Below are 11,821 nucleotides of genomic sequence, written 5' to 3' on the forward strand. Positions count from 1 at the left end.
CCATGATTAGCGCCCCAGTTCGCCCGGATTCTCGGGGACGCCCGGTTCATCCAGCAACTGGACTGCGGTGCATGGCCCCAGAGTTTTCCAATCACACAGAGCCCAGACGACTTTCTTATCCGGGGTGACTTCAATGATCTGGCAGGCCTTTCCGGCGCCTCCACCGCTTCGGCTGCCGCCCACGGAACAAATCACGGTATTACCGTTGGCAAGTCGAACGCAAGACTGCGAGCCGATCATTGGAGTCCCTGGCGGAAGCTCGGGGAGCTTGAACTCCCAGACCGTTTCCCCTTTGGGATTGACCTCACGTGTGAGTTGCTCCTTCTCATCCGTGATCAGCGTATTCCCATTTCGCAGGCGGACGGCCGCCCACGGGCGGGAAGCGTTGCAGGACCAGATCTCTTTGAAGTCTTGGTCGTACTCGATCACTTTGCCCAAGCTCATCCAGGAAATGAGGTAGGTTCCACCAGCGGTGATCCTGCCCCGGCGAAACTGGCCGTGGCTGTCCAGCGCGACCTTTGGGTTTGGCGGGAGACCAGGGTTCGGCCTGGGCGGTGTCAGTTCGTGATCCACTTCGGCAGTCCCGGTTTGTTTGTTCACGATCATTAGTCTGGGCGGTAGGCCGTTTTGCAAGATCAGAACCTTGTCGAGTCCAATTGGCTGGACCGAGTGTATCTCACTGTTCTTGGGCGCTGCGCGATGCCAGACAACTTTCTTTTGTGGCGTGATTTCCTCGGCGTAACCCATGCGCGAGAAGAGGATGTTGCCATTGCTGAGCAGCCAGGCATCGTCAAACTCTCCGCCTTTGCCGGTGGAATAGGTCCAGACGACCTTCCCGCCGTTAACGAGGAACATCTTGTTACAACGCTCGCCAATATACAGCATCGGGTGCTGGGCCAGTCCCTTCCCAGGCAGATCGGCCGGGACGGGGCCGATGGTCCAGTAAGGTGGCGGCACTTCGCTCTCGCCGGGACCGATCGCAGGCACATCCGCTCCAGTGAACCGATCCAGCACCGAGATCAAAGTGGCCGGAGTGGACTTGGCTGCCAGCAGTGAATCGGTTTCCGCTGCAACCAACGGCGACATCAAGGTCCAGGTCAGAAATGCCAACAGCACGGTGGTACGAGCGAGGCAGATACTGATGGGGAATTGCTTTTTTGAGCCACACAGAACTCCTATCGCCGGACTTGCCGCGCTACGGTTAAGGAGCATTGCTTTTGGGGCAGCTTCCTGATTTTCGCTCGCGTTCATGCTTTGCAGGCTGCCCCAAGGCCCGGAGGGAGTCAAGCCTGTGCCATCCCAAGTGGCGGAGAATCTTTTCGGCAAAGTGACGCCGGAGGCACAGTCGGCGCAATCCCTGCATGATGAACTGTGCCGCGCCACCGAAGCATTGATGCTTGCCTGATTTTGCCAATCGGGATTTAAGGGTCCTTGACGGGATACTGCACAGCAATTAGCGTTCTCTGAATGAACGGCAATCAAGAGCGAAGCTGCTTAACCGCAGCCCTTCATGGGGCTGTAAAAAGCCATTCCCTTTTAGTTTATTTGCATGTTTGCTTGAGTTTTAGCCTTGCGCTTTCGGCGGCGAGGGGTGCGGTAACTGATACCTGCAAAAACCTGAAGAAGCAGTGTGAGGCAATCAATGCTGAGGCGGTAACGCTGGCGGTCGAAGATATGGGGAAAAGGTTTTCCGGTCGCTACGACGTGTCGAAACATCGTTCGGCTGCGGATGCGTTTGCCCGGAACCGGGAAGCGCTGATTAAATCGCTTGGCGCAGGTAAAGTTGAGGAGGTTGAAAAGGCCGCCAAACTGCTGGCCGGAGTGCGGGCGGCGCTGCTGGCCAATCCACTGCTGGACGGGGAGAAAATACTGTTTGTTAGACGCAATATCTCCAGCGGGGCACGGCAGGATGTTCGCGGCAGTGAAGGGACCACGCAGAAACTGGGCTTCATCTCACTTAACAGCCGTTGCCATGTGACGATTGCAAGGAAAGGCTGGCAGGACGAAATTACGGTGTTGAGCGAGATCAGAGGTGAACCGAAACTCACAACTTTATACAAGCCGGACCAGGATGTGATTGTCCGGGATGTTGATCTTGATTTCACCGGCAGCCGGCTGATGTTCTCCAGCCTTGACACTAACCGGCAATGGGCGGTTTATGAAATCGGTGCCGACGGTAAACACTTAAAGCAGGTTTCGCCGTCCGCCTATCGCGATGTTGAATGGTTTAATGCCAAATATCTTCCCGATGGCCGCGTCATCATGCTTTCAACGGCATCGTATCAGGGCTTGCCTTGCGAGGGTGGCAGTACGCCCATGGCCCTGCTTTATCTGATGGATTCGACGTCCGGCAGTATCCGCCGGCTGACCTACGAACAGGACAGTGATTATACACCCTCGATCACCGGCGATGGCCGCATTCTTTATACGCGCTGGGAGTATTCAGATCTCTCGCACTATTTCGGGCGCCGACTCATGACCATGAATCCGGACGGCACTGCTCAATAGTCTGTTTATGGCAGCGGGTCTTATTACCCTACGACCTTGCTCCAAGCACGGACGATACCGAACGATCCGAATCGGATCATTGGGATTGTCGGTGGACATCACGATGTCCCGGAAACCGGAAGGCTGATCCTGTTTGATACCTCCTGGTCGCGGCGTTATCCGTTCAAGGTTAAACCCCAAGACAAGATCTGGGGGAAAGAAGGCACCTTACTGAGGATTTCCGTCATCCTGCCCAAGGAGGAGACGGGGTGCGTTGCGGAAATCCCTGGCCGAGGCGAACCCGTTGAAGGGGATGTGTGCGATACCCAAACCGGCAATCAATGGGAGCGACGGAAACCGTATTTCATTCATCCTTGGCCGCTGGATGGCACCTATTTTCTGGTTAGCGCCAAAAAGACACGCGATTCGCTATGGGGGCTCTACCTGGTTGATCTGTTTGATAACATGACGCTGCTGGCGGAAGCGGAGGATGCCGCATTCTTCGAACCCATGCTGTTCGAGCCACGCACGCGTCCGCCGGTCATCCCAGACCGCATACGTTTAACCGAAACGAATGCATCCGTTCACATCGCGGACATTTATGCTGGCCCAGGGCTGAAGAACATTCCACGTGGCAAAGTGAAATCGCTACGTGTATTTGCCTACCATTTCAACTATCTGGGTACCGGCGGAGACCAGTTCCTTGGCTTGGAGTCGGGCTGGGATATCAAGCGTATTCTCGGCACGGTGCCGGTTGAGGCGGACGGGTCGGCCTGTTTCGAAATTCCAGCCAACACGCCAGTGTCGCTTCAACCGCTTGACGAAGATGGGGCCGCGTTGCAGCTCATGCGTTCCTGGCTGGTGGGTATGCCGGGCGAACGCGTTTCCTGTGTCGGTTGTCATGAGGATAACCGCAACTCGATCCCGGCCGGTCGGGTCCTGGCCGACCGCAAACCGCCCAAAACGTTACAGCCTTGGTACGGGCAGGTCAGGCCCTTCTCGTTCCCGCTGGAAGTTTATCCGGTTGTCCAGAAATACTGTGTTGGTTGTCACACCGGCAAGAATGCCCCGGTTCGGAAAAGTGACCAGGGCGGCGTTCCCGGCAAGGAAACTCGCTTGAGCATGAGCAACGCTCAGGAGGCCCACGAAACGCTCCATCCCTATGTGCGCCGACCCGGTCCGGAGAGTGACAACATGATGTTTTATCCGATGGAATACCACGCTTCCACCAGTCCACTGATCCAGATGTTGAAGAAAGGGCACCATGGCGTGAAGCTCGACCAAGAGGCATGGGAAAGGCTGTTTGCGTGGATTGATCTCAATGTAACTTTCAAAGGCAAGTGGAGCCCAAATGATTACAAGGGGCAAAATCAGAAGGAGCGGCGGATGCAGATGGCAAAGCTTTACGCCAACACGACCGACTGCCCGGAAGACGAATATGAGCGGCTGGTTGCCGAGTCCAAGACGCACCCGACACCGGCGTTCATCAACCCTGCGGATGACACCATCCCTGCCACCGATAACCTTACTGCGCCTGGGTTTCCGATGCGCACCGGGCCGGCGGCAACGATTTCAAAGGCTTTTCGTAAAACCGTGGAACTTTCAGGCGGACGCAAAATGGAATTTGTCCAGATTTCCGCCGGTTCGTTCGTGATGGGCAGCCTGGATGGCGCGACGGATGAACGTCCACGCGCAGTGATCAAGATCGCCAAGCCTTTCTGGATGGCGGAATGCGAAGTTTCCAACGCTGAGTATCATGAGTTCGATCCCGCGCATGACACCCGTTATATTGATGCGCACGGTAAAGACCATAATACTCCAGGCTACATCGCGAATCATGACAACCAGCCGGTGGCACGCATCACATGGAAACGCGCCATGGAGTTTTGCGATTGGCTGAGCAAGCGGGCGGGTTTAAAAGTACGGTTACCCACCGAGGCCCAGTGGGAATGGGCGGCCCGGGCAGGTTCCTCCAGCAGATTTTTCTTTGGCGGCTTGGAGGATGATTTCAGCAAGTGGGCCAATCTCGCTGACCGAAGCGTGCGTTGGCAGATGGTCGGCTGCACTACGCAGGATGTCCAGAAGCGCAGTCCATATCCGCAGGAAAAGAATTTTCCGCTACATGAAGAACGCTTTGAAGACAAGTGGTTCGTGGTGGATTTCGTTGGCCAGTACCCGCCCAACCCGTGGGGGCTGAAGGACATGGTGGGCAATGTCAGCGAGTGGACCCGCTCCAGCTATTATCCGTACCCTTACGTTGACGAGGACGGCCGCAATGATGAAAACCTGACCGAGCGCAAGGTTGCACGCGGCGGTTCCTGGAACAGTCGTCCGCGGGAAGCGGGTTCAGCGATACGCCTGCCATATGAGACGTACCAACCGGTTCACGACGTGGGTTTCCGCGTCATCGTTGAAGACTAGCAGCCGGTCGGTTTAGGTGTCATTCATAGGATGGTTCGTTTTTGTCTTTAGAGCAGTTTAAATAATGACGCAGCTCTGAAAGCCAAAGCTGCTCACGATATTTGCGGGCAGAATATCAGCGCCGACTGACGTCGAGCGGCTACGATATTTAGGGAAATGCCATAGCCAGGCTACTCAGATTCCAGCCATTCCAACTCCTGACTTCAAGCTGCTAATTTCTTGGGCTCATTTTTGCCATGTTTGGATACTCTCTGGTTTTTTCTCGTGCGGAGCAACGCTTGCATCCCGGCCTGCTTTCTGGTTAATTTCCGCCATGCAAAATCTATCCGGTTTGTTTGGTCGTACCCTGCCAATGCTGGCTGGGCTCGCGCTTTGCGGCATCGCCGCTCACCTCAACGCCGCTGACGCGCCCGTCACCCCGAGCGCGCTGGAGGCCGATCCCAAGGGCTGGGTGGATATTCTACCTGCCCCCGATCTCCAAGGCTGGTACCGCGTGTCCGTTCCGCCCACCGGCAAGCTGGGCCGTGATCAATGGCATGTGGACACCGCGCGCAAGGTATTGGTTTGCGACGGCGATGGCGGGCATGACATGCTGCTGCTCGACAAGGAACTGGGCGACATTATTTTCCACTTTGAATTCTGCTACACCAAGATCGAGGGCAAAACCGGTTATAACAGCGGCGCGTATGTGCGCAATTCCAAGGATGGCGCGATCTGGCACCAGGCCCAGTTCGGGGATGCGAAGGATGGATACCTGTTTGGCCAAACCCCGGCGGAAGAGGGCAAGAAGAAATCGTTTAACCTCAAGAAGGAGGTCAAGGACATGCGCGTGAAACCGGCCGGCGAATGGAACACGTTCGAGGTGACGGCGCGCGGCAAGACCCTCACCCTGTGGGTGAACGGGGCGGTGACATGCCAGTTCCCGGATTGCAATGCCCCCCAGGGCCGCCTTGGACTCGAAGGCGAGGGATACCGCATCGAATTCCGCAACCTGAAACTCAAGGAACTGAAACCGGACGCGGCGCGCTGAGCGCCTCCCGTTGAGATAATTAAAGGACTACTCCAGAACAGCAATTCATTGTAACCATGCGAAACCTCATCCACCAAATCCTGTTGGGCGCGGCGCTGCTGGCCGTGTCTGCCACTGCGGCTGATAAGAAACTGGTTGTGATTGCCGGCCGCCCCAGTCACGGGCCGGGCGAGCATGAATTCCGCGCCGGCAGCCTGCTGCTGCAAAAGTGCCTGGCCAACGCGCCGGGACTGGTCACGGTCACCTATTCCAACGGCTGGCCGCAGGATGCCGCCGCCCTCTCGGACGCTACTGCGGTGGTCATTTACGCCGATGGCGGCGGCGGGCATCCCGTGCTCAAGGACGATCACAAGGCAGTCATCAGCAACCTCGTCAAACAGGGGGTGGGCATCGGGTTCATGCATTACACCTGCGAAGTGCCGGCGGATAAGGCTGGCACCGAGTTCAAGGAATGGGTGGGCGGCCACTATGAGCACCAGTACAGTTGCAATCCCATGTGGGAGCCGGATTATACCACGTTCCCCAAGCATCCCGCCGCCAACGGGGTCATGCCGTTCAAGATTCGCGATGAGTGGTATTTTAACATCCGGTTCCGCGACGACATGTCCGGCATCACGCCGATCCTGGTGGCCAAGCCCTCCGATCAGGTGCGCGATGGCTCGTATGTCTATCCCAAGGGGCCCTATACGCACATTCAGCAAAACAAGGGGCGAGATGAAATCATGATGTGGGTGGTCGAGAATCCCGGCGGGTCACGCGGATTCGGCTTCACCGGCGGCCATTATCACAAGAACTGGGGCGAACCGAATTTCCGCAAGGTGGTGTTGAACGCGCTGTTGTGGGTAACCAAGGTTGAGGTGCCAGCCGGCGGTGTGGACTCGCTGGTGTCCGCCGAAATGCTGACCCAAAATCTGGACCCGAAGAACGCGCCAAAACCAAAGAAATAGTCGTGCTTCATGGCACCAGCCAGTGATTCGCTAACCCATGTCGTTTCTCGAAATCACCAATCTCACCCTGGAGTTCGGCACGCCAGAGCATCCCCTGCGCGCGGTGGATGGCGTTTCGCTGAGCCTCGAAGCCGGTGAGTCCATTTGTCTGGTGGGCGAGAGCGGCTGCGGCAAAAGCCTCACCGCTCTCTCCATCGCGCGGCTGGTTCCCTGCCCACCCGCGCGCTACGTTGCCGGGGAAATTCGCCTCAATGGCCGCGATGTCCTTCACCTGCCGGCACGCGAATTACGCAAAATTCGCGGCGGCATGGTCAGTTACATCTTCCAGGAACCTGGCGCTTCGCTAAACCCGGTTTTCCGGGTCGGCAACCAGATCAAGGAATCGCTCAAACTGCATTGTCCTGAGGCGGCCAACGATGGCGAAGTCATCCGGCTGCTCAAATTGGTGGGCATTCCCGCGCCGGAATCACGACTTAAGGATTATCCGCACCAGATGTCCGGCGGCATGCAGCAGCGCGTCATGATTGCCATGGCGCTGGCCTCCCGCCCCAAGCTGGTCATCGCGGATGAACCGACCACGGCGCTGGATGTGACGATCCAGGCGCAGGTGCTGGAACTGCTGCTCGATCTCAAGCGTCGCCTGGGCATGAGCATTCTGCTCATCACGCACAATCTGGGAATTGTCAGTGATCTGGCCGATCGCGTCATCGTCATGTACGCCGGACAAGTGGTGGAAACCGCGCCCGCCCGCGCGTTGCTCAAACATCCCCGGCATCCCTACACCCGCGCCCTGCTGAATTCCGTGCCACGGCTGGGCGGTGAAGTCGCGCGGCTGACCGCCATTCCCGGTTCCGTGCCCGCGCTGGATCAGATGCCCGTGGGTTGCCGCTTTCATCCACGCTGCCCGCTGGCCAAACCGGAGTGTTCCCGCACCCCGCCGGAACTGCTCCAAGTGGAATCCAGCCGCTGGGTACGATGTCCATACACCTGATGGTTTCGATTGATTGCCAAACGAGTTTTTACGTCCAATCTATACAATTATGCGAAGGTTAAGCATGACGATGGTCCTGGGGCTGCTAATCACCGGCCGGTTACTGGCACAGACGCCGGATGCCTGGCCCATGTTTCGCGGCAATCCCGCGTTGACTGGCGTGACCCCTGCCCGACTCCCCGCCAACCTGGCGTTGAAATGGACGGTGAAAACCGAAGGTGCAGTCAAATCTTCCGCCGCCATTGTGAATGGGCGTGTTTATATTGGCGCGGGTGATGGTTCCGTGCTGGCCCTGGAGTTGGCCTCGGGCAAGACGCTGTGGAAATTCAAGGCGACCAATGCTGTGGAGTGTCCGCCGCTCTACCTTGATGGCACCGTGTACTTTGGTTGCATGGAGGGAATTTTGTATGCCGTGGACGCGGTCTCCGGCAAACTCAAGTGGACCTTCGGCACCGGGGAGAAAATTGTGGGCGGCCCCAACTATGCACGTTCCGGGAACGCGACGCGGATTCTGGTGGGTAGCCATGATTTCCGGCTCTACGCGGTGGACGCCGCCACCGGCAAAAGCAACTGGGTGTTTGAAACCGGCAACTACATTAACGGGGCCGCCGCCGTGGCCAACGGGCAGACCTTCTTCGGCGGATGCGATGGCGTCCTGCACGTGGTGGAGGCCGCCACCGGCAAACAGGTAAAAGACGTGAATATCGGCACTTATATTCCCGGGTCGGTGGCCGTCAGCGGCAGCCGGGTATATTTCGGCTTGGCGGAGGCCGAATTCCTCTGCGTGGATGTGCAGAAAGGCGCGACCCTGTGGGCGCAGAAAAATCCCTCCTTCGGCTTCTTTGCCTCGGCGGCGGTGACGGAGGATCGCGTGGTATTCGGCGGGCGGGACAAGAAGGTGTATTGCGCTGACCCGGTCACCGGCAAAGTAAAATGGACCTTTGCCGCGCGCGGAAAGGTGGACAGTTCACCGGTGATTTGCGGCGACAAGGTGGCAGTGGGCTCGGACGATGGGCGGCTGTACCTGTTGGCGTTGGATACCGGCAAGGAATTATGGTCGTACGAAATCGGGCGCGCCATTGATAGCTCGGCCGCAGTGGTGGAAGGCCATCTGATCATCGGCTCCGATGACGGCGGCATCTATTGCTTTGGTGCTGCCGGGCCGGATGGAAAAAATCAGTGACTTTGGAAAAAATTGGACTTAAGTTTATCACATTATGAAACTACGAAACGCGTATGTTATGGCTTTGCTGGTGGTGCTCACTAGCAGCCTGTGGACTCAAGCTGCGGAAAAGAAAATCCTGGTCTATACCCGGAATTTCGTTTCCACCGGCAAAGGCTTTGTCCATGACAACATTGCGACGTGTGCCGCCGCCATCCAGAAGATGGGACAGGAAAACGGGTTCGCGGTGGACGTCTCCGAGGATCCCAAGCTGTTCACGGATGCCACGTTGAAGCAGTACCAGGCGCTGGTGTTCGCCAACAGTAACAACGAGGCTTTTGAGAATGACGAGCAGCGGGACGCCTTCAAGCGCTACATCCAGGCGGGCGGCGGGTTCGTCGGCATTCACTCCGCCTCCGGGTCCGAGCGGAAATGGCCGTATTATTGGTCCGTGCTGGGCGGCAAGTTTCTGCGCCATCCCAAACTGCAGAAGTTCACCGTGCGCGTAAAAGACGCCAATCACCCGGCGACCAAAGAATTGCCCGCCACCTTTGAATGGGAGGACGAGTGCTATTACTCAGACAATCTGAATCCAGACAACAAGGTGCTCTTGGTGACCGATCCGGCGAAGCTGGTGGACCCGCAAAAAGCCACCTATCCCGGTGACCGCTTTGGCGACGCCCTGCCGCTGGCTTGGTATCATAACTTTGACGGTGGCCGCGAGTTCTACACCGCCCTGGGTCATAAAAAAGAGCATTACTCCGATCCCATCCTGAAAAAGCATATCCTTAATGGCATCCTCTGGGCCATGGGCGAGAAGAAGTAAGGTTGGAAGGTTGCGAGACGTATTCGCAACCGTGGTGAGGCTGCGCCGAATTGGCGGACACAGGTAAAGAAAGACAATGAAGAACAATAAGACTATGAATACGCCTGTGATCGAAACCAAGCCGCCTCGGAAGAAGTTTGATAAAGCGTTCAAGCAGCGCGCAGTGGAGCTCTGGCTCACCAGCGGCAAAGCGGCCACGGAAGTGGCCGCGGAGTTGGGCTTTCACGCTCAACGGCTCAGCGCTTGGAGAAAGCGCTTCGCGCCGCCGACCCCAGGGGAGAGGATTTTCATTATCCGGCTGAGGGAATCGGCTGAATCGCTTCACTTTCTTGCGGGTAATTCCGCGGCCATGGGAACCCCCGAACCGCCGCTTCGAGCTTGAACCGAACCGAGCTTGATGCAGCCCTGACAGATGGAAGTGCTGACGGCGGGCGGGTTTTGCGCCGGTATTGTCGGCAGGATGATGAAGTCGGGACCTGGCCGTGCGTGGCGGCGCGTTTTACCAGACTTGCACCGAATCGGCGGCGAAGATTTTATCCACCAGCGCGTCGTAATCCGGGTTGGGCTGGGTCAAATCCACCACGTCCACCCGTGTGTCTGGCAGCAGTTGTTGGCGGGCACTGGTTTCGCGGGCCAGGACGTCCTCCGGCTGGGTAATAAGGTGTAACAGGGTGCGCATAGTTCAGAAGCGTAGCACATCGGTATGTTGCGCCGCCAGGGTGGCCAGTTGCGCATCGTCAATTTCCTCGTAGGGCAGGGTGGCGGCGCCAAGTTCCTCCAAGAGCGCCTCCCCGCGTTGCACGTAAACCGGCCCAAAATCCTTGAGGATGGGCAGGTAGCGGATGAAGTTATCCTCGTCCACCAGGCCATCGGCATACTCGCTGAGCGCCAGCACGGCGGCTTCCCGCAAGTACAGGGTGATACCGACTTTTTTCCAGGTGCCGACCCCGGCGGCGATGCGGATGGCTTCTGCCGGGCGATGGCTGAGCCGGGGGTCGCTGGTCACGATGAATAATGCGGTGGGTTTCATGGCGGTCTTCAATTGAAACTCACAAAGCGGTCGGTGCTCGCCATAATGTCACTCACCACCGTCAAGCCGGCAAAGGCGGCGAGGTCGCTCAGGGGAACGTGGTGGCGATGTGCGCCATACGCGCAGGCATAAAGTTTAAGCCCCTTGGCCTTCAGCGTTTGAAGTTCCTGATCGGCCAATCCGGACACCGCCTCATCAATGCAATAGACATAGACGTCCACCCCCTTGCCCAAGGCAGCGCCTGCCGCGCGGATGCCGTGGCGGAAATTGGCGGCCTGCGGAGCACAGGAGATCAGGACACCCAATTTTTTACCTGAAAACTGCATGGTACTAATGAAGCATAGGAAACCTAAAACGTCGAATGCGGAAATGAGGCTGGCTATTGCGGGACCGAATCCCTGATTTCCTGCAATTCAGCCTTGGGCTCTTTCTCCGTGAAGGGCCGGGCGGCGTGACGATACCAGTACTTTGAATTCCAGAGGTCCCCGTCAATTTTATGCAGCACGGCATGGATCCAACAGGCATGGGTGCCGTTCATGCCCTGCACGATTCGGTGGGCTTCTTCCCATTTCCCACTCAATGCGAGGTCCACCGCCTGATACAATCTTGTATTGTCAATTTTTTGCTTCACAGCGCGTACAATAGCGCGAATATCCATATTTTCAAAGCAAGCTCTGCCAAAAAGTTTGGTGGCGGGCCGATGCTCGGAATTACCCAGCTTTACGGATGAGGGTGATGGGTGTGGCAGGTATAAAAACTGGACCAAAACTGGACCGTTTCTGTACCAAAAATAAATTTTTCAGGTAGTGGCTTCGACGGAGGTCATTTTTATAAGTTGGTGTAAAACAGACAGTTCTGAGGATTGAGAGGCCGCCGCCGCTGGTCCATCCGGGTGGGGGGTGGTGCAGTTTGGTTGCGGGAAGGTCG

The 11,821-nt window shown here is 57.2% G+C and carries 14 protein-coding genes; 9 read left to right on the forward strand and 5 right to left on the reverse strand.

Annotation, left to right across the window (positions count from 1 at the left end; all coding sequences use genetic code 11):
* Positions 1 to 6: 6 nt before the first annotated feature.
* The gene (locus tag WCO56_09315) at positions 7 to 1,251 is read right to left on the reverse strand and encodes a hypothetical protein (GenBank protein ID MEI7729762.1); all 1,245 of its coding nucleotides are present in this window, start codon (positions 1,249 to 1,251) and stop codon (positions 7 to 9) included.
* On the opposite strand from WCO56_09315, the gene WCO56_09320 reads away from it, so the two are divergent.
* The 9 genes from WCO56_09320 (at position 1,250) to WCO56_09360 (ending at position 10,246) form a co-directional block, all read left to right on the forward strand.
* Positions 1,250 to 1,405, forward strand: coding sequence for a hypothetical protein (locus tag WCO56_09320; GenBank protein ID MEI7729763.1), 156 nt, complete (start codon positions 1,250 to 1,252; stop codon positions 1,403 to 1,405). The genes WCO56_09315 and WCO56_09320 overlap by 2 nt on opposite strands.
* A gap of 62 nt (positions 1,406 to 1,467) precedes the next feature.
* Complete coding sequence (locus WCO56_09325) at positions 1,468 to 2,508, forward strand: hypothetical protein (GenBank protein ID MEI7729764.1); 1,041 nt, start codon at positions 1,468 to 1,470, stop codon at positions 2,506 to 2,508.
* A 36-nt stretch (positions 2,509 to 2,544) separates the two neighbouring features.
* Positions 2,545 to 4,908: an SUMF1/EgtB/PvdO family nonheme iron enzyme gene (locus tag WCO56_09330; GenBank protein MEI7729765.1), complete on the forward strand. Its 2,364-nt coding sequence runs from the start codon at positions 2,545 to 2,547 to the stop codon at positions 4,906 to 4,908.
* A 313-nt stretch (positions 4,909 to 5,221) separates the two neighbouring features.
* Positions 5,222 to 5,938 carry a DUF1080 domain-containing protein gene (locus tag WCO56_09335; protein MEI7729766.1) on the forward strand — a complete coding sequence of 239 codons (717 nt, stop codon included), beginning with the start codon at positions 5,222 to 5,224 and terminating at the stop codon, positions 5,936 to 5,938.
* 56 nt (positions 5,939 to 5,994) lie between these two features.
* Positions 5,995 to 6,885: a ThuA domain-containing protein gene (locus tag WCO56_09340; protein ID MEI7729767.1), complete on the forward strand. Its 891-nt coding sequence runs from the start codon at positions 5,995 to 5,997 to the stop codon at positions 6,883 to 6,885.
* Positions 6,886 to 6,922: 37 nt separating this feature from the next.
* Complete coding sequence (locus WCO56_09345; GenBank protein MEI7729768.1) at positions 6,923 to 7,876, forward strand: ABC transporter ATP-binding protein; 954 nt, start codon at positions 6,923 to 6,925, stop codon at positions 7,874 to 7,876.
* Positions 7,877 to 7,940: 64 nt separating this feature from the next.
* Positions 7,941 to 9,059, forward strand: a complete 1,119-nt coding sequence (locus tag WCO56_09350; protein ID MEI7729769.1) for a PQQ-binding-like beta-propeller repeat protein — start codon at positions 7,941 to 7,943, stop codon at positions 9,057 to 9,059.
* 34 nt (positions 9,060 to 9,093) lie between these two features.
* On the forward strand, positions 9,094 to 9,864 hold the full coding sequence (locus WCO56_09355; GenBank protein ID MEI7729770.1) for a ThuA domain-containing protein: 771 nt from the start codon (positions 9,094 to 9,096) through the stop codon (positions 9,862 to 9,864).
* A 76-nt stretch (positions 9,865 to 9,940) separates the two neighbouring features.
* Complete coding sequence (locus WCO56_09360; protein MEI7729771.1) at positions 9,941 to 10,246, forward strand: transposase; 306 nt, start codon at positions 9,941 to 9,943, stop codon at positions 10,244 to 10,246.
* Positions 10,247 to 10,363: 117 nt separating this feature from the next.
* On the opposite strand, the gene WCO56_09365 is transcribed toward WCO56_09360, so the two are convergent.
* From WCO56_09365 to WCO56_09380, 4 genes are read right to left on the reverse strand one after another with little or no spacing between them, the layout of a single operon-like run.
* Positions 10,364 to 10,543, reverse strand: coding sequence for a hypothetical protein (locus WCO56_09365; GenBank protein ID MEI7729772.1), 180 nt, complete (start codon positions 10,541 to 10,543; stop codon positions 10,364 to 10,366).
* 3 nt (positions 10,544 to 10,546) lie between these two features.
* On the reverse strand, positions 10,547 to 10,894 hold the full coding sequence (locus WCO56_09370; GenBank protein MEI7729773.1) for a hypothetical protein: 348 nt from the start codon (positions 10,892 to 10,894) through the stop codon (positions 10,547 to 10,549).
* 8 nt (positions 10,895 to 10,902) lie between these two features.
* Positions 10,903 to 11,220 (reverse strand): DsrE family protein, encoded by a 318-nt coding sequence (locus WCO56_09375; protein MEI7729774.1) that lies wholly within the window; start codon positions 11,218 to 11,220, stop codon positions 10,903 to 10,905.
* A gap of 53 nt (positions 11,221 to 11,273) precedes the next feature.
* Positions 11,274 to 11,552, reverse strand: coding sequence for a hypothetical protein (locus tag WCO56_09380; protein MEI7729775.1), 279 nt, complete (start codon positions 11,550 to 11,552; stop codon positions 11,274 to 11,276).
* Positions 11,553 to 11,821: the final 269 nt, after the last annotated feature.

The sequence above is a fragment of the Verrucomicrobiota bacterium genome, from assembly GCA_037139415.1.
Taxonomy (GTDB): Bacteria; Verrucomicrobiota; Verrucomicrobiia; order Limisphaerales; family Fontisphaeraceae; genus JBAXGN01.